This window comes from Pseudomonas sp. PGPR40 (genome assembly GCF_022014505.1).
GTDB lineage: Bacteria > Pseudomonadota > Gammaproteobacteria > Pseudomonadales > Pseudomonadaceae > Aquipseudomonas.
Genome location: NZ_JAKLSP010000002.1, coordinates 380,516 through 405,468 on the forward strand (window position 1 = coordinate 380,516; position 24,953 = coordinate 405,468).

Sequence of the window (24,953 nt, forward strand, 5' to 3'; positions counted from 1 at the left end):
GGAATATCCTCGCGGCGACTGCGCCCTTACTGTTTCGACTCAGGCGACTGGGCCTGGGCGTGGGGCTGACCAAGTGCGACCTTGGCACCTGGTTGCAGACCGGTAAGGCCGCCGACAATCACCTGATCGCCCGCCTTCAATCCCTCACTGATCTGCCAGCGCGAACCCTGCATGGCACCGGTGACCACATTGCGTGACTCGACTCGGTCGTCTACGCCGACCACCATCACCTGTGCAACGCCATCGCTGCCTCGTTGCACCGAACGTTGCGGCACAAGAATGGCCTGGTTGTCAGTGCCTTGTGGCGTGCGCACGCGTACAAACATGCCCGGCAACAGGACGCCGTCGGTATTGGCGAATTTGCCACGCAACGACACCTGCCCCGTGCCGCGATCAACCGCGACGTCGGTAAACATCAGTGCGCCCTGGCGTTCGTATGCCGTGCCGTCGACGCGAATCGACAGCGCCTTGTTGTCGGTAGCGGAGAGTTTCCCGTCCTTGAGCGACTCGCGCAGGCGCAGCGCATCAGCGGCCGACTGAGTGAAATCGACATAGACCGGATCAAGTTGCTGAATTCGCGCCATCAACGTCGCGTCGCCCTGGCCAACCAAGGCACCTTCGGTCACCAGCGCGCGGCCGACGCGACCCGAAATCGGTGCGGTCACCGAGGCATAACCGAGGTTCAAGCGGGCGCTTTGCAGGTCGGCTTGGGCCGAACGGGTGGTCGCCTGAGCGCTGCGTAGATCGGCCGTGGCACTGTCGAAATCCTGTTGGCTGACCGCCTCGATCTTCACTAACGGTTCATAGCGTTTGACCCGCGCCTGCGCTTCCAGCACTACGGACTGAGTTCGAGCTAACTCACCCTCGGCGCGCGATAAAGCCGCTTTGAGCGGTGCCGGGTCAATCTGGAACAGCACGTCCCCGGCTTTGACGTCAGCGCCCTCTTCAAAACGCTTTTGCATCACGATGCCAGGCACCCGTGCACGCACCTCCGCAACCCGCATGGGTTCCACCCTGCCCGGTAGCTCCGAAGTCAGCGCCAGAGGCTCAGTCTTCACCGCTAATACTTCTACCGGGCGCGCCACTTCGGCCACACCCGCTTGATCATTTGCCGGCCCACATCCCGCCAGCGCAATGGCTACTGCCAGCGAGCCCGCCATCCCTACTGCACGCAAATTGCCCATAACTCACCCAAAGCTTGATTGAATTTGGTGCGAATGCTACTTTCTAAACCCTAATGAGTCAATATTGTCTCATATGAGAAATATGAGAACCTTTATAAACATCGCTTGAGGCTTGGTGATGAACCCGATTTCCCATGATGAACACCTGCTCAAGACGCTGACCGTGGCGGTCGTCAGCCGGCCGCGAGCGACGATGAAGGAGTTGGCGCAATTGGCAGGCGTGAGCAAGGCGACCCTGCACCGCTACTGTGGAACACGGGAAAACCTGGGGCAGCGACTGGAGGAATACGCCGAGGGCACGCTCAATCTGATTATCCGCAGCGCCGGCCTGCAGCATCTGGAGCCACTGGACGCGCTACGCCGATTGATCCGGGAGCACCTCACCCATCGTGAACTGCTGGCCTTTCTGATGGCGCAATACCGCCCTGACTTCCTGGACTTCGAACGGGGTGACATACGCTGGCAGTTTTACCTGGAGGCGCTGGATGGGTTCTTCCTGCGAGGCCAGCAAAAAGGGTTGTTTCGTATCGACATCACTGCAGCGATTTTTACCGAGCTGTTCATCACGCTGGTCTATGGCCTGGTGGATGCCGAACAGCGCGGGCGTGCCGCCAATGCTGATTCGGCACGAACGCTTGAGCAGATGTTCCTACATGGAGCGCTGTCTGGCGGCGAGTTCCGCGAACCCTAATCTGTGCAGGAAAGAACGCTTTAGTCCTCAAAAATGCGTGAAGGCATCGCTGATGCCGGCAACCGGTGGGTGATTAGAATGATGAACAACAGTGTGGCCAGCGGGCTGAGGCTGAAAATAAAGCGCACCCGAAATCAGCGCGACCACCAGGAAAGCGAACAGGAACCGACGCATCGAATACCTCCATCGTCCAGCCTTGGGCCGAACGCAGGTCTTTTGTTATTGGTGGTTCAAGTCTGGTCTCGGGACCAGGGTGAAAGCTTTGCAGATCGCGCCAGAGATTTTGCAAATCGTGCCAGTGCACCCTTGGCCACAGGCTGTGTTTCATTCAGGGGATCGAGATGATGTCCACTGTCCGTGGTACTGCTCTGTTAGGGTTTAAGGAGTTCGCTGTCAGTCAGGGCATCGATCCGGATTCGGCGCTGGCTGAGGTTCATCTGCCTTTAGACCTGCTGGATGCGCAACTTTCCGGCGCTCAGTTCAACGCCTTGGTCGAGTTGTGTGCGTTGCGTTCGAACAATCCCCTGTTCGGCTTGCAGTTCGGCTTACACCAGGGCACGCAAAGTCTCGGCACCCTGCTCTACGCCATGCGCTGTACCGGCAACGTGGGCGAGGCGCTGAATCTACTGACCCGCTATTTCCATGTTCATAGCGACGGCGCGCAAGTGCGCCTTGAACGTCAGGCTGGCAACGCCCTGTTCCTGTATGAAATCACCGATGGAGCGTTGGCCTCGGTGCGTCAGACGGTGGAGTTGGCGATGGGGATAGCAGCGTGCTTGCTCCGCGAACTGCTGGGGTACGCCTGGCAACCGCGAAGCCTGATGTTGCGCCATTGTTCTGTGGCAAATCGCAGCGCCTACCGTGCACTACTGGGTGTGTTGCCGCGCTTCAATTGCCCCGTCAATGCGTGGGTGTTCGATGAATCATTGCTAGCGATACCTCTGGAGGTGACGGACCTCAGGTGTCAGCAATTGGCCCAGCAACACATCGATGAGCTGGCCCGCGTGACGCTGCAAGAGCTGCCATCTTACGTGCAAAAGCTGTTGCGCAGCAGGCTTGCCAATGGCCCCATCGCGATTGGTCAGATTGCCGAGCACATGATGATCAGCCCGCGCACCCTGCAACGCTACCTTATGGCGCAAGGCACAGGATTTCAGGAACTGTTGGACGACACGCGTCAGGCAATGGCCGCGCGTTACCTCAGCGACTCGTCGATCAGCTTGACGCAACTGGCAAGTCTGTTGGGTTACGCCGATCTGAGTACATTCTCCCGGGCTTTCACTCGCTGGAACGGCATCAGTCCGCAAAAGTGGAAGCAACATAAGTATCAAATCCCTCGGTGATAGAAATGGCTTCCAATCCTTTCATTCGTGCGCTCAGCCTTGCAGGATTCGATCAATTCGCCCGTAGTCAGGGCTTGGACCCGAACCGGATGCTACGCCAGGCCTCATTGCACGTGGCTTCGCTGCACCGTCCGGAAGATATCCTGTCCTTCCAGCACTATTGCGGCTTGCTGGAGCTGTGCCAACAGGGTTCGAATAACCCATTGTTCGGCCTGGAATTCGGGCTCTATCAAGGGGTCGACGTTTTCGGTGATATTTTTTTCCTGATTCACAACACTCGAACCGTCGGTGATGCCTTGTTTGAGCTGCGCGCCAATTTCTCGTTGTACAACGGATCAGCGCAAATTGACCTCGAGGTTGTCGACGGCGTTGCCGTGCTCAGTTACCAGACAAATGAAACGACAATGGCCGGACTGCCACAGGCAGAAGAGTTAGCGTGTGGTGTCGGTATGCAACTGATGCGGACCTTGGTCGGGGACCAATGGCAGCCCGAAGCAATAATGCTTCGTCACTCGCCCCATGCAGATGAGTTCGTCTATCGGAAGACGCTGGGCATTACGCCGACCTTCTCTGCGGCACATACCGGTCTGATATTCGACGCTTGCGTGCTGACGCAGCCGCTGGATTGCGCCAGCGAAGCACTGCATCAACTCATCGCTCAACATCTGTCCGGCATGGAACGCTTGTCGGCAGACGAAATGCCCGGCTACGTCAGACAATTACTTCGCAATCTGTTGCCCAGCGGTCGTGCGACGATCGACAGAGTGGCCGACTGCATGGCGCTCAACCCTCGTACTTTGCAGCGTCGCCTGGAGCAAAAAAACACGTCCTTTCAGCAATTGCTGGATGAGACACGCCAGCAATTGGTGCGCAATTACCTGCAAGTTCCGACGATCAGCCTGACACAAATGGCGCATCTGCTGGGTTATGCCGATGTCAGCACGTTCTCGCGGGCATTCAATCGCTGGTTTAGTGTGTCCCCGCTGGAATGGTGCAGGAAGTCGGGATTGCGCAGGCAGCCATTACTGTTTCAGAACCGATTGAAAGATCGGCCGTGAACGTATTCTGGCGAATATCTGATAGTGCTTCTGTGCTGAGTGCCGACTTAGCTCGCCGATATTGCCGCCTGCCCATAGGTATCCGCTTTGAGGTGATAGCTGCCTTTAATACCGGCGGCTCTCGGCCAGAGGTGGTCTGTTACGTATCCGCGCGGATCGCCCCGATACCGCAGCAGCCGATCATAAAAAAGAACCGAAAACGCGCAAATTGCGTCCTTGATATCCATCGAAGATTCCACCCAGAGCCAGTCATTTTGTAGGGGTAAAAAACTCAATAAATAAAAAGGGGTCGCGAGATAAAATCTCGCAACCCCTTGAATTATATGGTCGGGACGGAGTGATTCGAACACTCGACCCCTAGCACCCCATGCTAGTGCGCTACCGGACTGCGCTACGCCCCGACTAGGCGTTAAATCTGTCCCTCATCTCGAGGAACGCTCAAGAATATATCGCAAGCTTTTGAAAACTGGAAGTATTTAAAAGCAGGAATTTATTTCTTGAGCACCACCAGAACATCTTCAAGCTCGGCGATCATCTGGCGGATCATTTGTTTGTATTGGGTGGTGTCGTCTTTGGCTTCATCGCCGGACAAACGCAAGCGTGCGCCGCCGATGGTAAACCCCTGGTCGTAAAGGAGCGCGCGGATCTGCCGGATCATCAGCACGTCCTGGCGCTGATAATACCGGCGGTTTCCGCGGCGTTTGACGGGGTTGAGTTGAGGAAACTCCTGCTCCCAGTAGCGCAGCACGTGCGGTTTTACCGCACATAGCTCGCTGACTTCACCAATGGTGAAGTAGCGTTTGCCTGGGATGACGGGTAGCTCGTCGTTATGACTTGGTTCCAGCATAAGCCTCAACTCGGGCCTTCAACTTCTGCCCTGGACGAAAGGTGACCACACGGCGAGCCGTGATCGGGATTTCTTCTCCCGTTTTCGGATTGCGGCCAGGCCGCTGGCGTTTGTCCCGAAGGTCGAAATTGCCGAAACCGGACAATTTGACTTGTTCGTTGTCTTCAAGAGCGTGCCTGATTTCTTCAAAAAACAGTTCGACCAATTCCTTGGCTTCCCGCTTGTTCAGGCCCAGCTCTTCATACAGACGTTCCGCCATCTCAGCTTTCGTCAAAGCCCCCATACGTCACTTCCTTAACGTGGCGTTCAACCTTTGTTCGAGCGAGGTGAGGATGTTTTGCGTCGTGGTATTCACCTCATCGTCATTAAGAGTGCGCGATGGATGCTGCCAGGTCAAGCCGACGGCGAGGCTTTTTCTATCAGGATCAATGCCTTTACCCTGATACACGTCAAAGAGCCTGAGGTCTGTCAGCCATTCACCTGCATTTTCACGGATTACGTCCAGTACGGCTATGGCCGCAACGTCTTTATCCGCCAGCAGTGCAAGGTCACGACGCACTTCAGGAAAGCGCGATAACTCCTGGAATTTAGGCATTTTGCCCGAAGCTACTTCGGCCAGAACCAGCTCGAAAACAAAGACCGGACGGTCGAGACCGAGGGTTTTCGACAATTCAGGGTGAATCGCGCCAACGAAACCTACCAAACGGCCTTCACGTTCGATGCGTGCGGTTTGACCCGGGTGCAACGCAGGGTGTTTGCCCGGCACAAACGTGAACGAATCCAGCGCGCCGGCGAAGCCCAGTACCGCTTCCACATCAGCTTTGACGTCGAAGAAATCCACGACATCGCGACCTTGCGCCCAGCCTTCCGGCAGACGGCTGCCGCACACCACACCCGCCAGCATCGGCTCTTGCTTCAGGCCTTCCAGCTGACCGACGAAGCGCAGGCCGCTTTCGAACAGGCGGACACGATCCTGCTGACGGTTCAGGTTGTGCTGAAGCGCCTTGACCAGACCCGGCCACAGGGACGAACGCATGGCGGCCATGTCGTTGGAAATCGGGTTGGCCAACAGCAGCGGCTCGACACCTGGATTAAACAACTCGAATTGTTTCGGATCGATGAAGCTGTAAGTGATCGCTTCCTGATAACCACGAGCCACCAGCAGACGGCGCAGTTCAGGCAGATCACTACGCGCTTCGGCCTTGGCTTGCGGCGCCAGACGGGCTTGCGGGTAGCGAACCGGCAGACGGTTGTAACCGTACAGACGGGCCAGCTCTTCGATCAGGTCGACTTCCAGGCTGATATCGAAACGGAAGCTTGGCACTTCAACGCGCCACTGCCTTGCCCCATCGGCAGAAATGGTCAGGCCCAAGGCGCTGAGCAGACGCTCGACTTCGGCCGAATCCATCTCCATACCCAGCATTTGGGTGATGCGTTGGGCACGCAAAGTAATCGGCGCGATCGACGGCAGGTGCTGCTCGCTAACGGTCTCGATGATCGGACCCGCTTCGCCACCGGTGATTTCCAGCAGCAGGCCAGTGGCACGCTCCATGGCTTCGCGGGCCAGTTGCCAATCCACGCCACGCTCGTAGCGGTGCGAGGCATCGGTGTGCAGGCCGTAGGAACGAGCCTTGCCAGCGACGGCAATCTGGTCGAAGAACGCGCTTTCCAGGAATACATCGCGTGTGGTCGCGGACACACCGCTGTGCTCGCCACCCATGACGCCAGCAATGGCCAACGCACGAGCGTGGTCGGCAATTACCAGCGTATCGCTACGCAGGCTGACCTCCTGACCGTCGAGCAGCACCAGCTTTTCGCCTTCTTCGGCCATGCGCACGCGGATGCCGCCATTGATTTCGGCGAGATCGAATGCGTGCAGCGGCTGACCCAGTTCCAGCATCACGTAGTTAGTGATGTCGACGGCGGCGTCGATGCTGCGCACGTCGGCACGACGCAGACGCTCGACCATCCACAGCGGCGTAGGTTTGGACAGGTCGACGTTACGGATCACACGACCCAGGTAACGCGGGCACGCGGCCGGTGCCAGTACTTCAACCGAACGCACTTCATCGTGCACGGCCGGAACGCTGGCAACAACCGGGCGAGTGACTTTGGCGGCGTACAGCGCGCCCACTTCACGAGCCAGACCGGCCAGGGACAGGCAGTCGCCGCGGTTCGGGGTCAGGTCGACCTCGATGCTGGCGTCGTCGAGACTCAGGTACTCGCGAATGTCCTGACCGACTGGCGCATCGGCCGGCAACTCCATCAGGCCATCATTGCCTTCGCCGATTTGCAGCTCGGCCTGGGAGCACAGCATGCCGTTGGATTCAACGCCACGCAGCTTGGCTTTCTTGATTTTGAAGTCGCCTGGCAGTTCGGCACCGATCATGGCGAACGGGATCTTCAGGCCTGGGCGCACGTTTGGCGCGCCGCATACGACCTGGAAAGTTTCCGAACCACTACTGACCTGGCAAACGCGCAGCTTGTCGGCGTCCGGGTGCTGCTCGGTGCTGAGCACCTCGCCCACCACCACGCCACTGAATTCACCGGCGGCCGGCGTAACGCTATCGACCTCAAGACCGGCCATCGACAGACGAGCAACCAGCTCGTCGCGATTTACCTGCGGGCTTACCCAGCCACGCAGCCATTGTTCACTGAATTTCATCCTGCTCTCCTAAGAATTCGTTACGACTAGCGAAATTGCGCGAGGAACCGCAAGTCGTTGTCGAAGAACAGACGCAAGTCGTTCACGCCGTAACGCAGCATGGCCAGACGCTCAACGCCCATGCCGAAGGCAAAGCCCGAAAACTCTTCCGGGTCGATCCCGGACATGCGCAGTACGTTCGGGTGAACCATGCCGCAGCCCATGACTTCCAGCCAGCCAGTCTGCTTGCAGACGCGACAGCCTTTACCGCTGCACATCACGCATTCCATGTCGACTTCGGCGGATGGCTCGGTGAACGGGAAGTACGAAGGACGGAAACGCACGGCCAGTTCTTTCTCGAAGAACACGCGCAGGAACTCTTCGATGGTACCTTTCAGGTCGGCGAAATTGATATCGCGGTCGACCAGCAGGCCTTCGACCTGGTGGAACATCGGGGAGTGAGTGATATCGGAGTCGCTACGGTACACACGGCCTGGGCAGACGATGCGGATCGGCGGCTGTTTCGATTCCATGGTGCGGACCTGTACCGGCGAGGTATGGGTGCGCAACAACATGTTGGCATTGAAATAGAAGGTGTCATGCATCGACCGGGCCGGGTGATGGCCTGGGATGTTGAGCGCTTCGAAGTTGTGATAGTCGTCTTCGACCTCAGGGCCTTCGGCGATGCCGTAGCCGATGTGGGTGAAGAACTGTTCGATACGTTCCAGAGTGCGAGTAACCGGATGCAGACCACCGGAGGTCTGACCGCGGCCAGGCAGGGTCACGTCAATGGATTCGGCAGACAGTTTGGCGGCCAGGTCGGCCTCTTCAAACAGTGCCTTGCGGGCATTGAGAACCTCTGTGACACGCTCCTTGGCAACGTTGATCAGCGCGCCGACTTGCGGACGCTCTTCTGCCGGCAAATTCCCCAGGGTCTTCATCACCTGAGTCAATTCGCCCTTTTTGCCAAGGTAGTGAACCCGGATTTGCTCCAGGGCATTGATATCTTCAGCGCTTTGCACAGCCTCTAGTGCTTGAGAGACGAGCGCATCCAGGTTTTCCATGTACAGACTCCAGATACAAAATAGGGGAAGAGCTTGAAGGCTCTTCCCCTATTTATGACGTTTAACACCTGGCCCCACAGAGGTGAGGCCGGGTGACTGTCGGGGGTACTTAAGCCAAGGTGGCTTTAGCTTTCTCGACAATCGCAGCAAACGCCGCTTTTTCGTTCACTGCCAGATCAGCCAGAACCTTACGGTCGATCTCGATGGACGCTTTTTTCAGGCCGGCGATGAAACGGCTGTAGGACAGACCGTTGATACGTGCACCAGCGTTGATACGAGCGATCCACAGAGCGCGGAACTGACGTTTTTTCTGACGACGGTCACGGTAGGCGTATTGGCCTGCCTTGATTACCGCTTGCTTGGCAACACGGAATACGCGCGAGCGAGCGCCGTAGTAGCCTTTAGCAAGTTTCAGAATTTTTTTGTGACGTTTACGGGCAATGACGCCACGCTTTACACGAGCCATGAGTTACTTCCTCTATTCTTGACTAAAATTAACGAAGGCGCAGCATGCGCTCGACTTTTGCCACGTCAGACGGATGCAGCAAGCTGCTACCGCGCAGTTGACGCTTACGCTTGGTCGACATTTTGGTCAGGATGTGGCTCTTGAAAGCGTGCTTGTGCTTGATACCGTTAGCAGTTTTCAGAAACCGCTTAGCAGCACCACTTTTAGTTTTCATCTTTGGCATGTTCGGATACTCCGCATTCAGTTGATAAACATAATCAGAAGGCCTGCCGTGCCCTATTGATTACTTCTTCTTTTTCGGGGCGATGACCATGATCAGCTGGCGTCCTTCCATCTTAGGATGCTGTTCGACCGAACCGTACTCGAGCAAGTCACCTTCAACTCGCTTGAGGAGTTCCATCCCCAGCTCCTGGTGGGCCATCTCACGGCCGCGGAATCGCAAGGATACCTTGGCCCTGTCCCCATCACTCAGGAAACGTACCAGGTTGCGCAGTTTTACCTGGTAATCCCCTTCCTCCGTCCCTGGACGAAACTTGATTTCTTTAACCTGAATCTGCTTCTGGTTTTTCTTGGCTGCGGCAATCTGCTTCTTCTTCTCGAAGATCGATTTGCCGTAGTCCATCAGCTTGCAAACAGGGGGTACTGCATCGGCGGAAATTTCCACCAAATCCAGTTTGGCCTCTTCAGCCTTAAGAAGCGCGTCTTCAATTGACACAATCCCAAGCTGTTCACCTTCAGCTCCAATTAACCGAACCTCGCGTGCCGAGATATTCTCGTTGATCGGGGCTTTCGGTGCAGCTCGTTTATCTTGTCTCATTTCACGCTTAATAATAATTACTCCGAATCTGGGCGACCACGCCGGGAAACCGCTTGCGCGAGAAACTCAGCGAACTGGGCGACGGGCATCGAGCCCAGGTCAGCACCTTCACGAGTACGCACAGCGACAGTCTGCATCTCGACTTCCCGATCTCCGATAACCAAGAGATAGGGAACCTTGAGCAAAGTATGCTCGCGGATTTTAAAGCCGATCTTTTCATTTCTCAAGTCAGACTTGGCACGAAATCCGCTTTCATTGAGGGTTTTTTCAACCTCAGCGGCAAAATCAGCCTGTTTATCAGTGATATTCATGATCACTGCCTGGGTCGGCGCCAGCCACGCGGGGAATGCACCCTCGTAGTGCTCGATCAGAATTCCGACGAAACGCTCGAAGGAACCCAGGATCGCCCGGTGCAACATCACCGGGTGCTTGCGACTGTTGTCTTCGGAGACGTATTCGGCTCCCAGACGGACAGGCAGGTTAAAATCGAGCTGAAGGGTACCACACTGCCAGACGCGGCCGAGGCAATCTTTCAGCGAAAACTCGATCTTCGGACCGTAGAACGCACCCTCGCCAGGCTGCAGATCGTACGGCAGGCCAGCACTATCAAGGGCTGCAGCCAATGCAGCTTCGGCGCGGTCCCACAGCTCGTCGGAACCGACGCGTTTTTCCGGACGAGTGGACAGCTTCATCTCGACGTCTTTGAAGCCGAAGTCGGCATAAACATCCATGGTCAGCTTGATGAATGCAGCGGATTCGGCCTGCATCTGCTCTTCAGTACAGAAGATGTGAGCATCGTCCTGAGTGAAGGCGCGAACGCGCATGATGCCGTGCAGCGCACCCGACGGCTCGTTACGGTGGCAGGCACCGAACTCGGCCAGACGCATTGGCAGCTCGCGGTAGCTTTTCAAGCCCTGATTGAACACCTGCACGTGGCACGGGCAGTTCATCGGCTTGATGGCGTAGTCGCGGTTTTCGGACTGCGTGGTGAACATGTTGTCGGCGTAGTTGGCCCAGTGCCCGGATTTCTCCCACAGGCTGCGGTCAACGACTTGTGGAGTTTTGATCTCCAGATAGCCGTTATCGCGCTGAACCTTGCGCATGTACTGCTCAAGCACCTGGTACAGAGTCCAGCCGTTCGGGTGCCAGAACACCATGCCCGGCGACTCTTCCTGGGTGTGGAACAGGCCCAGACGCTTGCCGATCTTGCGGTGATCGCGCTTCTCGGCTTCTTCGATGCGCTGGATGTAAGCCGCCAGCTGCTTTTTGTCCGCCCATGCGGTGCCGTAAACGCGCTGTAATTGCTCGTTCTTGGCATCGCCACGCCAGTAGGCGCCGGAAAGCTTGGTCAGCTTGAAGGATTTCAGGAAGCGCGTGTTCGGCACGTGCGGACCGCGGCACATGTCGACGTATTCTTCGTGATAGTACAGACCCATGGCCTGCTCGTTCGGCATGTCATCGACCAGACGCAGCTTGTAGTCTTCGCCGCGGGCCTTGAACACTTCAATCACTTCGGCGCGCGGAGTGACTTTCTTGATCACGTCGTAATCTTTCTCGATCAGCTGCTGCATACGCTGTTCGATGGCGGCCAGGTCGTCCGGCGTGAACGGACGCTCGAAGGCGATGTCGTAATAGAAACCTTCGTCGATCACCGGCCCGATGACCATCTTGGCCGTCGGGTACAGCTGCTTGACCGCGTGGCCAACCAGGTGGGCGCAAGAGTGGCGAATGATCTCCAGCCCCTCTTCATCCTTTGGCGTAATGATTTGCAGCGAAGCGTCGCTGCTGATGATGTCGCTGGCGTCGACCAGCTTGCCATCGACCTTGCCGGCCACAGTGGCCTTGGCCAGACCGGCACCGATGGATGCGGCGACCTCGGCTACGGAAACCGGGTGATCGAATGAACGTTGACTGCCGTCGGGAAGAGTAATAGTTGGCATGGCGCCTCCTCTCCTAGTGGTGACCCCTACCAAAGGTCACGTGGGTTGGGATGAGCCAGTACAAGATCCGATCCAGGCCATTCAATGACGAACGCCTGCCTTACAGCGGCAGGAGCCTTGCGGCCAACCGGAAAACCGAACCAGAGTGACTGGGATTCAAATCAGGGTTATTCGCGCCTTTGCCGCTACCGGGACTGAAGGTCATCCGGAGCCTGCAAACGCCCGAGCGAGGCATGCTAGCACAGATGAACGGTCGTCGCGGTGGCAAGGTTTTCTGCTGGGGCAAATCAGGCAATTTTATGCCAGAGTGCTGAACTTGAACCCTGCTTTACCCCTCAGATAACAAGACATTGACCCAAAAGGAGCATCCCAGCATGCGTCTGAATCGTTTATTCGCCATCGTCGCACCCGTCGTCCTGTTGCTGCCCCTGGCTGCCCATGCCGATTGGCCAAAGGGCGAGCGCGAGAAATACATGGCTCAGTGCACTCAGGCGGCTACTCCGCAGATCGGCGCTGCGGCAGCCAAGTCTCACTGCGCTTGTGGTGCCGACGCGATCAAGTCGTACCCGGCCAGCGACATTCAGTCATTGATGGATAACAAGGCCAGCCCGGAACTGCAACAGAAGGCACTGGGGCAGATTGCCAAATGCAAGGCCAATGCACCGGCGAAAAAATGAGAAAAAAGTCCTTTTGACTCGGCCCAACGCTGATAAAAAGTGAGGATTTTCGGCTTTTTCGTACAAATCGCGCAGGTTTTTCAGGTTTTTTTATTGTCTTTACTTTCGGCTGAAAGCCTTTTAAACCGGGGCTTTCAGCCACACGAAGCAACAAAGCAAACGCGACTGTAGGGCAAACAGCACACCCAGGGGGCTCCCAAAGCGAACATTTCGACTATGATAGTCCGGTGTGCCCAGTTGGCCTGAGCAGCACAGTACTACTGAAAATATAAGTTTCTTGGAGATACACCATGTCTAATCGCCAAACCGGCACCGTTAAATGGTTCAACGATGAAAAAGGCTTCGGCTTCATCACTCCTCAAGGTGGCGGTGACGACCTGTTCGTACACTTCAAAGCTATCGAAAGCGACGGTTTCAAAAGCCTGAAAGAAGGCCAGACCGTTTCCTTCGTGGCTGAGAAAGGCCAAAAGGGTATGCAAGCTGCACAAGTCCGCCCAGAGTAATTTTCTGGCGCACTAAAAAAACCCCGTCCATGTGACGGGGTTTTTTATGGGCGAAACAAAAGCCTGAAGCAATCAGCCGCAGTTGACGCGGGTGACCACCAGGTTGTTGTCGGTGTTCAGGTTCAGGCGATCGGAACGGTACTCCAGGGTCACCATGTCGTCAGGCTTGAGGAACCGGGCATTCTGCGCGCCTGCGCGGGTACGTGCCTGCTCGAGCAATTGGGGCGAAGCCTTTTTGCCAATGGTGAATTCGGCAGCCTTGGCTTCACAACGGCTGTGGCCGGTGTCGGTCGCCACAGAATCCTTTGCCGAATCGGTGGACGTACTGCTGCAACCGGCCAGCAGAGTGGCGGCCAACAAAGTACCCAATGACGCGAGCTTCCAAGGCATGAAGCCTCCTTTTTTCAATAGTTAAGCTGAAATCGTGCGACCGCCATTTTGGCGTTTGGTTTCAGGCAGGCGCTATCACCCTGCCCTCCATCCGTGCCACGGCGAGTGTGCCTGAGCATCGCCATGCCGTTCATCATTCAATCGTGACTGAATATGAACAGCGCTCAATAAACGTCGATGTAGTCGAAAGGCGGGTTCGGCCAGTTATCCTTGAGTGCATTGAAAATCTGCATGACCCAGACCTCATCGCTGGCCGCTACCTTCCCGACATAACCGGAACCTTTGGCCCAGGTCTCCAGCCGAAACAGCAACCCTTCGATATCCGTGCCGCCCACAATGCCCGACGAAATGTAGGCGATGCCGCCCTTGGTGATCCGCAGCTGAGTGTGTTCATCGTCGCTGGCAGAGGCCAGCAGCTGACGCACCGCTTCGAGGGTCAAGCCGTCAGGAGTGTTCAAATCGATCTGCACAGCATGGTCCTTGAAAATTCGTCAAAGACCAAGTGTCGCATAGCCCTCCCCTCATGCCTAAGTCGGAGTGCCAAACGTCCCGCAAAATGGTTAACTCGACATTCAGCCTTTCCCGACTTCACGAGCGCCATCATGACCACCGTAAGCATCGACGCCGACATCAAAGCCAAGTGGCCACAGGGTCATAGCTCTTACAGCCCGGGTAGCCCTGAAGAGTTGGCAATCATCGGTATTGATTTGCTGGTCAAGGAATTGGGGACACAAGCCGCGCAAACATTCATCAAACAGGTGCTCGAAAAGTACCCCGTCGACTATATGGGCGCAACCGAGACCGAATGATGCATAAAAACCCGCAGGCTGGCACCTGCGGGTATACAGCTTACTTCAGGCGAGCCAGACGCTGCGCCAGCAGGTCGAAGAAGCCCTGTGCGTCGCCATTTTCAACCCAGAAAGCATTTTTCGGTGCCTTCAGGCCGTCATACCAGTCGACAATGGTCTGGCCGAAGGTCGGCCCTTCGCGGCTATCAACCACAACATTGACGGAACGCCCGGTGAACAGCTCTGGCTTGAGCAAGTAAGCGATGACTGTGGCGTCATGCACTGGACCACCCGACATGCCGTAGTGTTCCATGTCGCCTTTGACGTACTCGTTGAGAATATCGCCCACCAGTTTGCTCGCATTGTTGTTCAGGGCGGCGATCTGCTTCAGGCGCGCTTCACTGGTCAGGATCTTGTGGGTCACGTCCAGCGGCAAGTAAGTCAGCTTGACGCCACTTTTCAGCACCACTTCCGCAGCCTGAGGATCGGCAAACAGGTTGAATTCGGCCACCGGGGTAATGTTGCCGCCATTGAAGTGTGCACCGCCCATGATCACCACTTCCTTGATGCCCTGAACGATTTCAGGCTCCTGGATCAGCGCCAGCGCCAAATTGGTTTGTGGACCGAGCATGGCGATGGTGATGCTGTGGGGTTTGGCGGTCTTCAGGGTATCGATCAGATAGTTGACCGCATTGCCTTCGGCCAGGCCTTTCTTCGGCTCGTGCACGGTGACACCCGACAGACCTTCCTTGCCGTGGATATTTTCGGCATAGATCGGCGTGCGCATCATCGGTTTCGGTGCGCCCGCATAAACAGGCACCTCCTCGCGCCCTGCCCACTCACGGGCCAGACGGGCATTACGCGAGGTCTTGTCCAGACGCACATTGCCAGCAACGGTGGTCAGCGCACGAATATTCAGCTCTTCTGGCGATGCCAGGGCAAACAGCAAGGCGACCACGTCATCGGCACCTGGATCGGTGTCGATGATCAAGTCGATCTTTTCCGCCGCTTGGGCGCTTGTTGCGGTAATCAGGGACAAAAGCAGCAGACTCCGGAGCAGGTGGTGCAGTTTTTGAGCATAGCGGTGCATAGCGCACTCCTTGTGCGTGGGAAGAACAGAAAGTTAGAACGTTACGCCAGCCACCAGCACAATGTTGCAGTACGGCTGACATTCGCCTGTACGAATAATCGCCCGTGCTTGTCGGCTGAGTACTTTGAATTGGTCATGACTGAGCAGTTCACGCCGGCCCAGCGCACCTTCGGCATTCAGTTCAGCCAGCGTGCTCAAGGCCGACGGTTTCTTGTCGAGAATCTCATGGGCCAGCACATGGCTTTCGACCTGCATTTCGCTGAGCACGACCTTCAAGGTACTGACGAAATCCGGAATCCCGTGGGTCAAGGCCAGGTCGATCAATTCGACGCCAGGCGGAACCGGCAAGCCGGCATCGCCGATCACCACCGTGTCGCCATGACCCAGAGAGGCGATCAGCCGCGACAGCGCGACGTTGAGCAAAGGAGTCTTTTTCATGGTGCTTTAAAGGCCTGTACGTCGGACAAGGTGGGAATCGAAGGTTGCGCGCCAGCCCGGGTGACCGACAGCGCTGCGGCGACCTGGCCGAAGCGGATCGCCTCGACCTCGCTTTTGCCGGCCGCCAAGGCTGCTGCGAAACCACCGACGAACGTGTCGCCGGCTGCGGTGGTGTCGACCGCCTTCACTTTCGGCGCCGGGAAATGCTCGAAGCGTTTGCCATCGGCGAACAGTGATCCTTGGGAACCCAGGGTGACGATCACTTTGCCGGCGCCCATGGCGATCAAGCGGCTCGCAGCGGTTTCGGCGGTGCTCAGGGAATCCACTGGCAAACCGCTCAAGGCCGAGGCTTCGCTTTCGTTGGGGATCAGGTAATCGATGGCCGCATACCAATCCGCCGGCAGTGGGCGACTGGCCGGCGCCGGATTGAGAATCACGGTTTTACCCAACTCACGACCGCGTTTCAGAGCATGGCCGACCGTGGCATCCGGTACTTCCAGCTGACAGATAATGACATCTGCCGCTTGTAACACCGCGTCGAAACGGTCGATAACTTCGGGCGTCAGCGCACCGTTGGCACCGGCAACAATCACGATCGCGTTCTGACTATTGTCATCGACCACGATCAACGCCACGCCACTGGAATCTTCGACCGTACTGATTGCCTGGCAATCGATCTGCTCGGCCAACAACGCCCCCCGCAACGCTTCGCCATAGGCATCGCTGCCGACACAACCGACCATCGATACTTGCGCGCCCAAGCGCGCCGCGGCCACGGCCTGATTCGCGCCCTTGCCGCCGGAAACCGTGGTAAACGATTGGCCGATCAGCGTTTCACCACCACGGGGCAGCCGTGGCGCCCGGGTTACCAGGTCCATGTTCAGGCTGCCTATTACCACTACTTTTGCTGGCATACATCACTCATCAATTCGGTTTCAGCGGTGCTTTTGGTTTAGCGACGGTCTGTTTTCAACGGAAGTGGGCAAACACACCAGCCAGCGGCGCAGTCGATTCGCGCAGGACGATACTGGGCGTCACGATGCGTTGATCGGTCACCAGATCCGGTGTGGCAATCCTGCGCAACAGCACTTCGGCCGCCATCTCGCCAAGCTGCAGGATCGACTGGCCCACGGTGGTCAGTGCCGGATAGACGTAACGGCTCATCTGGATGTCGTCGAAGCCGATCACCGACAGCTCGGTCGGTACCCGAATATTGCGTTCGGCGGCGGCGCGCAACACACCGATGCCAATCATGTCGTTACCGGCGAAGATCGCGCTGGGCGGGTTCTTTTCCAGCAGGATCGCGGCGGCGTTGTAGCCGCCGGTGCTGGTGAAGTCGCTTTCCAGCATGCGCTCGCGCGGCACTTCGACACCTGCCTCTTTCAAGGCGCGGCAATAACCGGCCAGACGCATCTGCGCCACGCTGGTACTCGCCGGCCCACCAATCGTGGCGATGTCCCGATGCCCCAGATCCAACAAGTGCCGGGTCGCCAGATAGGCGCCATATTCGTGATCGATGCGCACCAGATCCGCATTAACGCCTTCGAGCCCTCGGTCGACAATCACCATTGGCGTACGCACACCCGCCAGACCTTCGGCCAGGCCACTGTCACCACCAGCCGAGGCAACGATCAAGCCGTCAATGCGCTTTTCCAGCAACACGCGAAGGTAGCTGCGTTGCTTGTCCGGGTTGTCGTCGGAGTTGCAGAGGATGACGCAATAGCCGTTGCGCTCGCAGTAATCCTCGATGCCACGGGCCAACTCGGCGAAGTACGGGTTGAGGCTGTTAGGCACCAGCAGGCCGATGGTCGCGGTGGTTTTCGCTTTCAACGACCGAGCCACGGCACTGGGCACGTAGTCGAGACTTTTGATCGCAGCCTCGACCTTGATCCGCACTTCGTCACTGACCGGCCGTGTCTTGTTCACCACGTGGGAAACCGTGGTGTAGGAAATGCCCGCGAGTGCCGCTACATCCTTGATTGTTGCCATGGCTCAGGTCCGCCGGCTTGCGCGCTGACTGCGATAAGTATCAAGCACCACCGCCACCACGATCACTGCACCGGTGATGATGCGCTTGGTTGGTTCGGTCGCGCCGATCTGCGCCAGACCGGCTGCCAGAACGGAGATGATAAGAACGCCGAAGAACGTGCTGATGACCGAACCGCGCCCGCCCATCAGACTGGTACCGCCGATCACGACCGCAGCGATCACTTGCAACTCCAGACCGGAGCCGGCATTCGGGTCCGCCGCTTCCAGGCGAGAAATTTGAAACAACGCAGCGATACCGGCCAACAGCCCCATCAGACTGAACACCAGAATCTTGTACGGTTTGGGATTGATCCCCGCCAGACGCACCGCCTCTTCGTTGGTGCCGATACCGATCAGGTAACGACCGAACACCGTACGCGTCAGCACAGCCTGGGCGATGAAGATAATCAGCAAGGCGATGATGAATGATGGCGAGATGCCAAACGCGATCGGGTTGGACAGCCAGGCGAAGGCATCACCGATGTAGGCGGTGCGTGAACCGGTCATCTGGTACGCCAGGCCCCGCGCCATTTCCAGCACGCCGAGGGACACGATGAACGACGGAATCCGCCACGCCACGGTGATCGAACCGGTGATTGTCCCGGCCAATGCCGCTACCGCCATGCCGAGCAAGGCCGCAGGCAAGACGCTCCAGCCCCAACCGAGAATCGCCACGCTGACCGCCGAGGCCGCGAGTGCAAGCACCGATCCCACCGACAAATCGATACCGCCGATGATCAATACGAAGGTCATGCCGACCGCCAGCACCATCAAATCGGGAATCTGGTTGGCCAGCGTGCTGAAGGTGTCGTAAGACAGGAAATGGCTGCTCAGGATCGAGAACAGCGCGACCATCGCCAACAAGGCACCGGCCAGGCCCAGATAAGTGCCGAGGCCGTAAAAGTTGCCACTACGTTTGCCGGCCAAAGATGCAGTATTCATGGAAGATCCCTAGGCGCTGCTTCATTGAGCAACGCATCACGTTTTTGGTAGCCGGCGAAAGCGGCGGCAAGCAAATCATCCTGGGTCCAGTTGTCACGCTCGAAAGTGTCGATCAGACGCCCTGCCGACAGCACACCGATGCGATCACAGATCAGCATCAGTTCGCGCAGGTCGCTGGACACCACCACCAGCGCTTTGCCCTGACGGGTCAACTCACCGAGTAATGCGTAGATATCGAACTTGGCGCCGACGTCGATGCCACGGGTCGGCTCGTCGAACAGCATCACCGTGCAGTCGCGCTCGAGCCAGCGGCCGATCACGACTTTCTGCTGATTGCCGCCGGACAGTTCCGAGACCAATTGCGCCGGACTGGAACTGCGAATGCGCATGGCGTTGATCTGACGCTGGGCCAGAGACATCTCGTCACCGTTATTGACGAAGCCACCGCTGGAAATCACCGGCATATTGCCCAAGGCAATGTTGGCGCTGATCGATTGCGTCAGCAGCAGGCCTTCGCCTTTGCGGTCTTCGGTGATCAGGGCAATGCCGTGACCGACCGCGTCGGCCGGCGAACGAATACTCACCACCTGAGCCGACGCCCCCAGCGCGACGGTGCCGCTGTCGGCTGTATCGGCACCGAAGATCAGGCGCAGCAACTCGGTGCGCCCTGCGCCGATCAAACCGGAAATTCCGAAAATCTCGCCGGCGCGCACCTGGAAGGACACATCGCGGACTTTGTCGGAACGGGTCAGCCCTTTGACCGTCAAGGCTGGCGCACCAATCTTGCGCGGCCCCATGTCGATGTGCTCGCCCAATTCACGGCCGACCATCAGGGTAACCAGTTGTTCGCTGTTGTAATTGGCCATCGGCTCGACACAGACGAGGTTGCCGTCGCGCAATACCGCGATACGCTGAGCCACCCTTGCCAGTTCTTCGAGACGGTGGGAAATGTAGATGATCGACACGCCGCGAGCCTGCAGGCGAGTGATCTGCTCGAACAGCATTTCGACTTCACGAGCTGTCAGCATCGCGGTCGGCTCGTCGAGGATCAGCACGTGGCAATCGCCGATCAGGTTGCGGGCGATCTCCACCATTTGCTGATGGCCGATACCCAGTTCGCCAACCAACGTATCTGGATCGATGGCATCCAGGCCGACCTGGGCCATGGCCTCGATCGCCGCCTTGCGCAGTTGCTTGCGGCTGATCCAGCCGCCGTGGCTGGGCAGGTTGTCGAGAAACAGGTTTTCTGCCACCGACAACGTCGGCAACAGATTGAGCTCTTGCATGACCATGCGGATGCCCAGCTCTTCGGCCTGGCTCCGGCTGCCGGGACGGTAATCCTGCCCCTGGAATTGCATCTGGCCAGTGGTCGGCGTGACCAGCCCACCAATGATCTTCGACAAGGTGCTTTTGCCGGCGCCGTTCTCACCTGTCAACGCCAGCACTTCGCCGCGCATCAGCGTCAGGTCGATGCCGGTGAGGACAGGTTGGGCGTAGGTCTTACCGATACCGCTGACCGAGAGGACAGCGTTCGGAGTGCAAACTGACATAAAAACTCTCCATGTGCTCGCCCCAAGAGGCGAGCACTGTTGTGTCGCCAGAAAGACTACTGGGTAACCAGCTCTACCGGAGTTTCGATGACGCCGTTGGCGCCGCTATCGACTTTCTCGCCTTTGATGATGTTCAGCGCGGTCTCGATGCCGAACACCGCTTGCCGCGCAGCAAACTGGTCAGCGGTGGCCAGGACGCGACCATCCTTGAGCATTGGCTTGATGGCATTGATGTTGTCGTAACCGACCACTTGCACCTTGCCGGCCTTGCCCGCCGCGCGCACGGCAGATACTGCGCCGACGGCCATGCTGTCGTTGCCGGCCAATAGGGCCTTGATGTTGGGGTATTCGCTGAGCATCGACGAGGCCACCTTGCCGCCCTTGTCGATTTCCCAATCGCCGGACTGCAGGGACACGACTTTGATCTGCGCCGCTTCCATCGCATCCTTGAAACCCGCCGTACGCTGCTGAGCGTTGGTGGTGGTGGACACGCCTTCGATGATGCCGACTTCATCGCCGGCCTTCAGTTGTTTGGCCAGGTATTCACCCACCAGACGCGCGCCTTTGCGGTTATCCGGGCCTACGAACGGAACCGTTATGTTTTTGCTTTTGACGACGGCTGGATCGAGTTGGTTGTCGATGTTGATCACGGTAATACCGGCATCGACCGCTTTCTTGATGACCGGAACCATAGCCTTGGAGTCAGCTGGCGCAATGACCAGCGCATTGACCTTGGCCAGAATCATCTGCTCGACGATACGCGTCTGGCCGGCCGTGTCCGTTTCGTCCTTGATGCCGTTGGAGATCAGGTCGAAATCGGCAGAATGGTCTTTCTGGTAAGCCTTGGCGCCATCTTCCATGGTGAGGAAGAATTCATTGGCCAGGGATTTCATGACCAGGGCGACTTTAGGTTTTTCAGTGTCGGCGAAAGCCGAAGAGATAGGCAAAGCGGCGGATACGGCAGCCAGCATAGCGACAGCGAGAAGACGTCCAGCGAATGGTAGCTTCATGGGTTCACTCCGATCTTATGATTATTCTGAGCAACGCTTTGCGCTGGGCTCTGACCCTCATGGATCAAGCCATCAAGGAGGTCGCGCAAACGTTTGCGTAGACCGAACTATGCGAACCCTGTCGGGATTTGTCAATGACCTGCTCTGTGTCCAATCCCTTCTTATCAAGCCTCCTGAAAAGCCCCCTCGTGAGTGGTTCACCACTTCTTCCGATAAAAAATTCCCACCGTCCTACACCAAACGGAGAAAACTACTGTCAGAGGATTTTCTTGAATTTTAAGCAGTTGCGAAAATGCTTACAGTTAAATACTGTATGCACGTACAGCTTAATAAGGACAATTCCGTGGCCACTTCCTCTGCCTCTCCTGACGCCTATGAACGCCTGGGTATGCGCGTTCAGAAAATCATCAATTCCCCCACCGCACAGAAAGCCAAAGCAGCACTGATCTTCCGTCTTCCGGACGAACCTGTGGATGAGTGGGAACGCTTGCTCGAAGAAATCGATGAGAACGACAACGTCACCCTCGCCCATCGCGACGATGGCGGTGTGCAGATTTTCTGGGTTGTGCCGAAGGAAGATTGAATCGATGAGTGTCCGCTGGTTTGCTTTACTGTTTCTGCTCATCACCCTCGGCGCCCAGGCTGGCGCTCCACGCACCTTTAACGAAGCCAAGAAAGTCGCGTGGAAGTTGTACGCACCGCAATCCACCGAGTTTTATTGCGGCTGCAAATACACCGGCAACCGCGTAAACCTCGCCGCCTGCGGTTATGTGCCGCGTAAAAATGCCAAACGCGCCTCGCGCATCGAGTGGGAACACATTGTCCCGGCCTGGCAGATCGGCCATCAGCGCGAGTGCTGGCAACAAGGCGGTCGCAAGAACTGCACGCGGTACGACCCGACCTATCAGAAAGCCGAGGCCGATCTGCACAATCTGGTGCCGAGCATCGGCGAGGTGAATGGCGATCGCAGTAACTTCAGCTTCGGCTGGTTGCCCGTGCAATCGGGTCAATACGGCTCATGCCTGACACAGGTCGACTTCAAGGCAAAGAAGGTCATGCCCCGCCCTTCCATTCGCGGCATGATCGCCCGGACTTACTTCTACATGAGCAAGCAGTACGGTTTGCGCCTGTCAAAACAGGATCGGCAACTGTATGAAGCCTGGAACAAGACCTATCCGGTACAGGCCTGGGAACGTCAGCGCAACCAGAGCGTGGCGTGCGTAATGGGGCGCGGCAATGAGTTTGTCGGCCCGGTAGACATGAAAATCTGCGGCTGACCGACTGCTTAAAAGACAAAGGCCTCGGGCATGACACCCGGGGCCTTTGTTCGTTTCTAACCGCCACTTTTGTTGTAGCGCCGGTAGCCCATCAACTCCCAGACGATTACTGAGCCGTCGGGTGTTCAACGACCAGTGACTCGATGTTCCTTTTTTTCGCCCGGGTGAGCGCTGCCGTCACCTCAGCTTGCTTGGCTTCTGCCTCGGTTTTCGAATTGAACGGCCCGATCAGAATACGAACTTTTCCATTCTCCCTGATGACGTTGGAAACGAAGCTATGCTCAATCAACCAGCCGCTCAGGTCGCTGACTGCCTGGGGGGTTTCGCCGCGCACCTCGACGTCCCATTGTGGACCGGTTGTCGCCGCGGGTGCGGAAGTAACTGCCGGTTGCGGCTTTTGAGCGTTAACCTCCTTACCCTCATCGCACCCGACCAGCGTCAATAATGCGATTACCAAGGTCATTTTGCGCACAACGCTTCCCTCTGAATGCTGAAAGCCGCGATTTTAACACTCATGGATCCGTCTCGAGCGCCGCAAAATTGGCGCAAAACAACGAGAATGATGGTTGCGGCCTCTGTATAGTTACACCTTGGGAATTAATGCAGCATCTGCGCGTCAGAAAGAGGCACCCAAACTGCGAGACTTCGCACTAATCTATACCTATACCGACCTCTGCACTGTCCGAATCAGGTGCCCCACAAGCAATCAAGGAGAAAACCATGCTGATACTCACCCGCAAAGTCGGTGAAAGCATAAACATCGGTGACAATATTACGATCACCATTCTGGGCGTTAGCGGCCAGCAAGTCAGGATTGGCATCAACGCCCCGAAAGACGTTGCGGTGCATCGCGAAGAAATCTATCAACGTATTCAGGCTGGCCTGACCGCCCCAGACAAGCCGCAAACACCCTGAATCCTGCGGTGGTCAGTAGCCAGCCCATTCAGCCTCGAATAACGGCTGGCTAAAGATTCAGGCACCGCTTCGCTCTGCGCCAGCCTCTCTTTGCGAAACAGTCTCAACGTGGAGCCGATACTACCGCCCCATCTCATCAGACGTTTCGAAATTACTGCGAGAAAAAGCTTCCTCCTTCCCGGCTAACCAAACGTTACCCCGCGCGCCATTCCCGTGGCGGCCACGACCATCAGCACCAACAGCAGCGCTTCGATATGACTGATACGGGCAAACAGCGTTGCGCGCCCGGTATCGATTGCCGCCCCACGCCCTAGCGCAATCCGCCATTTGATCAGCGCCACCATTGGCGCAATTTCAAGCAACAGAATGAAGACGAAAAGTGTCATTTTGAGATGAAACAGCGGTTGGTGGAGATAGTAATCAGTGCCTTTATCGTACCCACCAAAGGCCCGCACCCCTCCCGTGATTAACAGAACGACCGCAGAGATCCCCCACAGATTGTCTGCAATCAAAACACTGCGAGCCTCCCCTACCCCGGCAGTCAGACGACGCAAGGCCGTGCCGCGGGTCAGTACTGCCCAGAAACCCAGCGCAAAGGCCAAGAGATGGATCGCCCCCAGAAACCAGTGAGCCAGCATCGACATACTCCTTACAGACGAAGTTGAAACAGCCCTACAGTAGTAGCCCATCGGAGGGGATTTGCCCATGTGCATGGCTCCGCTGATTACCCGCACATCACCACCGCCAGGGCGACCAATATTCCGGGTGTTTCAACTTCAGACCCCATTGGTAAATCGCGGGCGCAAAAAAGCCGGGCTCCTGATGGATACCCGGCTTTTTGAGAAACTTTGGACTTAATCGATTCTTTTTGAAGTCGAAGTACGAGCGCTGCTTAATCCTTTCACATTATGATCACCCGGCGTAGAGGCCGAAATGGCAGAGGCCTTCGTTACTCCTCGTGTATCCCGGGAATTCGCGATGCCCGAAGTCACTGAACCATGGCCGCGATCACTGTTACGATCGCTACCGTAGTGGTTGCCACTGACGCCACGGTCGCGAACAGCTTTGCCTGCGTGATCACTGCTCAAGCCATTGCCGTGGCCATTGCTGACGCCGCCGGAATGACCAGAACCACCGTGGCCACCGCTGCCACCATGACCACCACCGTTACCGCCGCCGTTACCGCCGCCATTACCGCCGCCATTACCGCCGCCATTACCGCCGCCATTGCCTCCGCCGTTACCACCACCACCACCACCACCACCACCACCACCATCCTTCGCGTAGGCGG

32 protein-coding genes and 1 tRNA gene are annotated in these 24,953 nt (G+C 57.2%); 9 read left to right on the top strand and 24 right to left on the bottom strand.

Translation table 11 applies throughout. From position 1 onward, the window contains the following. Positions 1-26: 26 nt before the first annotated feature. The gene (locus MEB48_RS03665; RefSeq protein WP_237881936.1) at positions 27-1,184 is read right to left on the bottom strand and encodes a MexC family multidrug efflux RND transporter periplasmic adaptor subunit; all 1,158 of its coding nucleotides are present in this window, start codon (positions 1,182-1,184) and stop codon (positions 27-29) included. A 118-nt stretch (positions 1,185-1,302) separates the two neighbouring features. On the opposite strand from MEB48_RS03665, the gene MEB48_RS03670 reads away from it, so the two are divergent. Continuing rightward, positions 1,303-1,875: a TetR/AcrR family transcriptional regulator gene (locus MEB48_RS03670; RefSeq protein ID WP_237881937.1), complete on the top strand. Its 573-nt coding sequence runs from the start codon at positions 1,303-1,305 to the stop codon at positions 1,873-1,875. Between the two features lie 27 nt (positions 1,876-1,902). Here the strand turns inward: MEB48_RS03670 and MEB48_RS03675 are convergent, their stop codons facing one another. Continuing rightward, entirely contained in the window at positions 1,903-2,049 is a 147-nt protein-coding gene (locus MEB48_RS03675; RefSeq protein ID WP_167362856.1) for a hypothetical protein, read from the bottom strand. A gap of 167 nt (positions 2,050-2,216) precedes the next feature. Here MEB48_RS03675 and MEB48_RS03680 point away from each other — a divergent pair, with 167 nt between their 5' ends. Further along, positions 2,217-3,218 carry an AraC family transcriptional regulator gene (locus tag MEB48_RS03680; protein ID WP_237881939.1) on the top strand — a complete coding sequence of 334 codons (1,002 nt, stop codon included), beginning with the start codon at positions 2,217-2,219 and terminating at the stop codon, positions 3,216-3,218. A gap of 5 nt (positions 3,219-3,223) precedes the next feature. Continuing rightward, on the top strand, positions 3,224-4,276 hold the full coding sequence (locus MEB48_RS03685) for an AraC family transcriptional regulator (protein ID WP_237881941.1): 1,053 nt from the start codon (positions 3,224-3,226) through the stop codon (positions 4,274-4,276). Positions 4,277-4,323: 47 nt separating this feature from the next. Here MEB48_RS03685 and MEB48_RS03690 read toward each other — a convergent pair whose 3' ends face one another. The 10 genes from MEB48_RS03690 to thrS form a co-directional block, all read right to left on the bottom strand. Beyond that, complete coding sequence (locus tag MEB48_RS03690; protein WP_223509289.1) at positions 4,324-4,503, bottom strand: hypothetical protein; 180 nt, start codon at positions 4,501-4,503, stop codon at positions 4,324-4,326. A 97-nt stretch (positions 4,504-4,600) separates the two neighbouring features. Further along, positions 4,601-4,677 (bottom strand) — tRNA-Pro (locus MEB48_RS03695). An 89-nt stretch (positions 4,678-4,766) separates the two neighbouring features. Next, a complete protein-coding gene (locus tag MEB48_RS03700; protein WP_003179985.1) occupies positions 4,767-5,123 on the bottom strand; it encodes a MerR family transcriptional regulator in 357 nt (118 codons plus the stop codon). Further along, complete coding sequence (gene ihfA / locus MEB48_RS03705; RefSeq protein WP_002553164.1) at positions 5,104-5,406, bottom strand: integration host factor subunit alpha; 303 nt, start codon at positions 5,404-5,406, stop codon at positions 5,104-5,106. The genes MEB48_RS03700 and ihfA overlap by 20 nt, the downstream gene beginning before the upstream one ends. A 3-nt stretch (positions 5,407-5,409) precedes the next feature. Continuing rightward, a complete protein-coding gene (pheT, locus tag MEB48_RS03710) occupies positions 5,410-7,788 on the bottom strand; it encodes a phenylalanine--tRNA ligase subunit beta (protein WP_237881943.1) in 2,379 nt (792 codons plus the stop codon). Between the two features lie 26 nt (positions 7,789-7,814). Beyond that, the gene (gene pheS, locus MEB48_RS03715; RefSeq protein ID WP_007905876.1) at positions 7,815-8,831 is read right to left on the bottom strand and encodes a phenylalanine--tRNA ligase subunit alpha; all 1,017 of its coding nucleotides are present in this window, start codon (positions 8,829-8,831) and stop codon (positions 7,815-7,817) included. A 109-nt stretch (positions 8,832-8,940) separates the two neighbouring features. Further along, on the bottom strand, positions 8,941-9,297 hold the full coding sequence (gene rplT, locus MEB48_RS03720) for a 50S ribosomal protein L20 (protein WP_007905879.1): 357 nt from the start codon (positions 9,295-9,297) through the stop codon (positions 8,941-8,943). Between the two features lie 28 nt (positions 9,298-9,325). Beyond that, entirely contained in the window at positions 9,326-9,520 is a 195-nt protein-coding gene (rpmI, locus tag MEB48_RS03725; protein WP_002553160.1) for a 50S ribosomal protein L35, read from the bottom strand. A gap of 60 nt (positions 9,521-9,580) precedes the next feature. Then, positions 9,581-10,132, bottom strand: coding sequence for a translation initiation factor IF-3 (infC, locus tag MEB48_RS03730; RefSeq protein ID WP_172435341.1), 552 nt, complete (start codon positions 10,130-10,132; stop codon positions 9,581-9,583). Beyond that, the gene (gene thrS / locus MEB48_RS03735) at positions 10,132-12,054 is read right to left on the bottom strand and encodes a threonine--tRNA ligase (protein WP_237881945.1); all 1,923 of its coding nucleotides are present in this window, start codon (positions 12,052-12,054) and stop codon (positions 10,132-10,134) included. The genes infC and thrS overlap by 1 nt, the downstream gene beginning before the upstream one ends. A 374-nt stretch (positions 12,055-12,428) precedes the next feature. On the opposite strand from thrS, the gene MEB48_RS03740 reads away from it, so the two are divergent. Together MEB48_RS03740 and MEB48_RS03745 are read left to right on the top strand one after the other, a co-directional pair. Beyond that, positions 12,429-12,731 carry a hypothetical protein gene (locus MEB48_RS03740; RefSeq protein ID WP_007905881.1) on the top strand — a complete coding sequence of 101 codons (303 nt, stop codon included), beginning with the start codon at positions 12,429-12,431 and terminating at the stop codon, positions 12,729-12,731. Positions 12,732-13,021: 290 nt separating this feature from the next. Further along, positions 13,022-13,234 (top strand): cold-shock protein, encoded by a 213-nt coding sequence (locus tag MEB48_RS03745; protein WP_003179963.1) that lies wholly within the window; start codon positions 13,022-13,024, stop codon positions 13,232-13,234. Positions 13,235-13,306: 72 nt separating this feature from the next. On the opposite strand, the gene MEB48_RS03750 is transcribed toward MEB48_RS03745, so the two are convergent. After that, positions 13,307-13,624, bottom strand: coding sequence for an I78 family peptidase inhibitor (locus tag MEB48_RS03750; protein ID WP_237881947.1), 318 nt, complete (start codon positions 13,622-13,624; stop codon positions 13,307-13,309). Positions 13,625-13,788: 164 nt separating this feature from the next. Continuing rightward, entirely contained in the window at positions 13,789-14,094 is a 306-nt protein-coding gene (locus MEB48_RS03755) for a hypothetical protein (RefSeq protein ID WP_237881949.1), read from the bottom strand. Between the two features lie 132 nt (positions 14,095-14,226). On the opposite strand from MEB48_RS03755, the gene MEB48_RS03760 reads away from it, so the two are divergent. Further along, the gene (locus MEB48_RS03760) at positions 14,227-14,433 is read left to right on the top strand and encodes a hypothetical protein (protein WP_237881951.1); all 207 of its coding nucleotides are present in this window, start codon (positions 14,227-14,229) and stop codon (positions 14,431-14,433) included. A 40-nt stretch (positions 14,434-14,473) separates the two neighbouring features. Here the strand turns inward: MEB48_RS03760 and MEB48_RS03765 are convergent, their stop codons facing one another. Genes MEB48_RS03765 through MEB48_RS03795 form a run of 7 tightly spaced genes read right to left on the bottom strand, consistent with a single transcriptional unit; the run spans position 14,474 to position 21,470 of the window. Further along, the gene (locus MEB48_RS03765; protein WP_237881953.1) at positions 14,474-15,502 is read right to left on the bottom strand and encodes a nucleoside hydrolase; all 1,029 of its coding nucleotides are present in this window, start codon (positions 15,500-15,502) and stop codon (positions 14,474-14,476) included. 33 nt (positions 15,503-15,535) lie between these two features. Then, complete coding sequence (rbsD, locus tag MEB48_RS03770; RefSeq protein ID WP_237881955.1) at positions 15,536-15,940, bottom strand: D-ribose pyranase; 405 nt, start codon at positions 15,938-15,940, stop codon at positions 15,536-15,538. Then, the gene (gene rbsK, locus MEB48_RS03775; RefSeq protein ID WP_237881957.1) at positions 15,937-16,854 is read right to left on the bottom strand and encodes a ribokinase; all 918 of its coding nucleotides are present in this window, start codon (positions 16,852-16,854) and stop codon (positions 15,937-15,939) included. The genes rbsD and rbsK overlap by 4 nt, the downstream gene beginning before the upstream one ends. A gap of 55 nt (positions 16,855-16,909) precedes the next feature. Continuing rightward, positions 16,910-17,929, bottom strand: coding sequence for a LacI family DNA-binding transcriptional regulator (locus MEB48_RS03780; protein ID WP_237881959.1), 1,020 nt, complete (start codon positions 17,927-17,929; stop codon positions 16,910-16,912). Between the two features lie 3 nt (positions 17,930-17,932). Beyond that, positions 17,933-18,910: an ABC transporter permease gene (locus MEB48_RS03785; RefSeq protein ID WP_095052164.1), complete on the bottom strand. Its 978-nt coding sequence runs from the start codon at positions 18,908-18,910 to the stop codon at positions 17,933-17,935. After that, a complete protein-coding gene (locus tag MEB48_RS03790; protein ID WP_237881961.1) occupies positions 18,907-20,460 on the bottom strand; it encodes a sugar ABC transporter ATP-binding protein in 1,554 nt (517 codons plus the stop codon). The genes MEB48_RS03785 and MEB48_RS03790 overlap by 4 nt, the downstream gene beginning before the upstream one ends. A gap of 56 nt (positions 20,461-20,516) precedes the next feature. Then, positions 20,517-21,470 carry a sugar ABC transporter substrate-binding protein gene (locus MEB48_RS03795; protein ID WP_237881963.1) on the bottom strand — a complete coding sequence of 318 codons (954 nt, stop codon included), beginning with the start codon at positions 21,468-21,470 and terminating at the stop codon, positions 20,517-20,519. A gap of 292 nt (positions 21,471-21,762) precedes the next feature. Between MEB48_RS03795 and MEB48_RS03800 the strand changes: the two genes are divergently transcribed. Both MEB48_RS03800 and MEB48_RS03805 read left to right on the top strand, forming a co-directional pair. Further along, a complete protein-coding gene (locus MEB48_RS03800) occupies positions 21,763-22,053 on the top strand; it encodes a DUF1654 domain-containing protein (protein WP_237881965.1) in 291 nt (96 codons plus the stop codon). Positions 22,054-22,057: 4 nt separating this feature from the next. Beyond that, positions 22,058-22,747, top strand: coding sequence for an endonuclease (locus tag MEB48_RS03805; RefSeq protein ID WP_237881967.1), 690 nt, complete (start codon positions 22,058-22,060; stop codon positions 22,745-22,747). A gap of 106 nt (positions 22,748-22,853) precedes the next feature. Here the strand turns inward: MEB48_RS03805 and MEB48_RS03810 are convergent, their stop codons facing one another. Beyond that, on the bottom strand, positions 22,854-23,219 hold the full coding sequence (locus tag MEB48_RS03810; RefSeq protein WP_237881969.1) for an SPOR domain-containing protein: 366 nt from the start codon (positions 23,217-23,219) through the stop codon (positions 22,854-22,856). 248 nt (positions 23,220-23,467) lie between these two features. Between MEB48_RS03810 and csrA the strand changes: the two genes are divergently transcribed. Then, positions 23,468-23,662, top strand: coding sequence for a carbon storage regulator CsrA (csrA, locus tag MEB48_RS03815; RefSeq protein WP_007905913.1), 195 nt, complete (start codon positions 23,468-23,470; stop codon positions 23,660-23,662). A 182-nt stretch (positions 23,663-23,844) separates the two neighbouring features. Here the strand turns inward: csrA and MEB48_RS03820 are convergent, their stop codons facing one another. Next, the gene (locus MEB48_RS03820; RefSeq protein ID WP_237881971.1) at positions 23,845-24,300 is read right to left on the bottom strand and encodes a DUF2214 family protein; all 456 of its coding nucleotides are present in this window, start codon (positions 24,298-24,300) and stop codon (positions 23,845-23,847) included. Positions 24,301-24,516: 216 nt separating this feature from the next. Then, the coding region (locus MEB48_RS03825) for a hypothetical protein (RefSeq protein ID WP_237881974.1) at positions 24,517-24,953 on the bottom strand (437 nt) is incomplete at its 5' end.

Excerpts from the sequence above, each read along its gene's own strand:
- MEB48_RS03665 (WP_237881936.1), bottom strand. The coding sequence starts at position 1,184 with ATGGGCAATTTGCGTGCAGTAGGGATGGCGGGCTCGCTGGCAGTAGCC.
- MEB48_RS03670 (WP_237881937.1), top strand. The coding sequence starts at position 1,303 with ATGAACCCGATTTCCCATGATGAACACCTGCTCAAGACGCTGACCGTG.
- MEB48_RS03675 (WP_167362856.1), bottom strand. The coding sequence starts at position 2,049 with ATGCGTCGGTTCCTGTTCGCTTTCCTGGTGGTCGCGCTGATTTCGGGT.
- MEB48_RS03680 (WP_237881939.1), top strand. The coding sequence starts at position 2,217 with ATGATGTCCACTGTCCGTGGTACTGCTCTGTTAGGGTTTAAGGAGTTC.
- MEB48_RS03685 (WP_237881941.1), top strand. The coding sequence starts at position 3,224 with ATGGCTTCCAATCCTTTCATTCGTGCGCTCAGCCTTGCAGGATTCGAT.
- MEB48_RS03690 (WP_223509289.1), bottom strand. The coding sequence starts at position 4,503 with ATGGATATCAAGGACGCAATTTGCGCGTTTTCGGTTCTTTTTTATGAT.
- MEB48_RS03700 (WP_003179985.1), bottom strand. The coding sequence starts at position 5,123 with ATGCTGGAACCAAGTCATAACGACGAGCTACCCGTCATCCCAGGCAAA.
- ihfA (WP_002553164.1), bottom strand. The coding sequence starts at position 5,406 with ATGGGGGCTTTGACGAAAGCTGAGATGGCGGAACGTCTGTATGAAGAG.
- pheT (WP_237881943.1), bottom strand. The coding sequence starts at position 7,788 with ATGAAATTCAGTGAACAATGGCTGCGTGGCTGGGTAAGCCCGCAGGTA.
- pheS (WP_007905876.1), bottom strand. The coding sequence starts at position 8,831 with ATGGAAAACCTGGATGCGCTCGTCTCTCAAGCACTAGAGGCTGTGCAA.
- rplT (WP_007905879.1), bottom strand. The coding sequence starts at position 9,297 with ATGGCTCGTGTAAAGCGTGGCGTCATTGCCCGTAAACGTCACAAAAAA.
- rpmI (WP_002553160.1), bottom strand. The coding sequence starts at position 9,520 with ATGCCAAAGATGAAAACTAAAAGTGGTGCTGCTAAGCGGTTTCTGAAA.
- thrS (WP_237881945.1), bottom strand. The coding sequence starts at position 12,054 with ATGCCAACTATTACTCTTCCCGACGGCAGTCAACGTTCATTCGATCAC.
- MEB48_RS03740 (WP_007905881.1), top strand. The coding sequence starts at position 12,429 with ATGCGTCTGAATCGTTTATTCGCCATCGTCGCACCCGTCGTCCTGTTG.
- MEB48_RS03745 (WP_003179963.1), top strand. The coding sequence starts at position 13,022 with ATGTCTAATCGCCAAACCGGCACCGTTAAATGGTTCAACGATGAAAAA.
- MEB48_RS03750 (WP_237881947.1), bottom strand. The coding sequence starts at position 13,624 with ATGCCTTGGAAGCTCGCGTCATTGGGTACTTTGTTGGCCGCCACTCTG.
- MEB48_RS03760 (WP_237881951.1), top strand. The coding sequence starts at position 14,227 with ATGACCACCGTAAGCATCGACGCCGACATCAAAGCCAAGTGGCCACAG.
- MEB48_RS03765 (WP_237881953.1), bottom strand. The coding sequence starts at position 15,502 with ATGCACCGCTATGCTCAAAAACTGCACCACCTGCTCCGGAGTCTGCTG.
- rbsD (WP_237881955.1), bottom strand. The coding sequence starts at position 15,940 with ATGAAAAAGACTCCTTTGCTCAACGTCGCGCTGTCGCGGCTGATCGCC.
- rbsK (WP_237881957.1), bottom strand. The coding sequence starts at position 16,854 with ATGCCAGCAAAAGTAGTGGTAATAGGCAGCCTGAACATGGACCTGGTA.
- MEB48_RS03780 (WP_237881959.1), bottom strand. The coding sequence starts at position 17,929 with ATGGCAACAATCAAGGATGTAGCGGCACTCGCGGGCATTTCCTACACC.
- MEB48_RS03785 (WP_095052164.1), bottom strand. The coding sequence starts at position 18,910 with ATGAATACTGCATCTTTGGCCGGCAAACGTAGTGGCAACTTTTACGGC.
- MEB48_RS03790 (WP_237881961.1), bottom strand. The coding sequence starts at position 20,460 with ATGTCAGTTTGCACTCCGAACGCTGTCCTCTCGGTCAGCGGTATCGGT.
- MEB48_RS03795 (WP_237881963.1), bottom strand. The coding sequence starts at position 21,470 with ATGAAGCTACCATTCGCTGGACGTCTTCTCGCTGTCGCTATGCTGGCT.
- MEB48_RS03800 (WP_237881965.1), top strand. The coding sequence starts at position 21,763 with ATGCTTACAGTTAAATACTGTATGCACGTACAGCTTAATAAGGACAAT.
- MEB48_RS03805 (WP_237881967.1), top strand. The coding sequence starts at position 22,058 with ATGAGTGTCCGCTGGTTTGCTTTACTGTTTCTGCTCATCACCCTCGGC.
- csrA (WP_007905913.1), top strand. The coding sequence starts at position 23,468 with ATGCTGATACTCACCCGCAAAGTCGGTGAAAGCATAAACATCGGTGAC.
- MEB48_RS03820 (WP_237881971.1), bottom strand. The coding sequence starts at position 24,300 with ATGCTGGCTCACTGGTTTCTGGGGGCGATCCATCTCTTGGCCTTTGCG.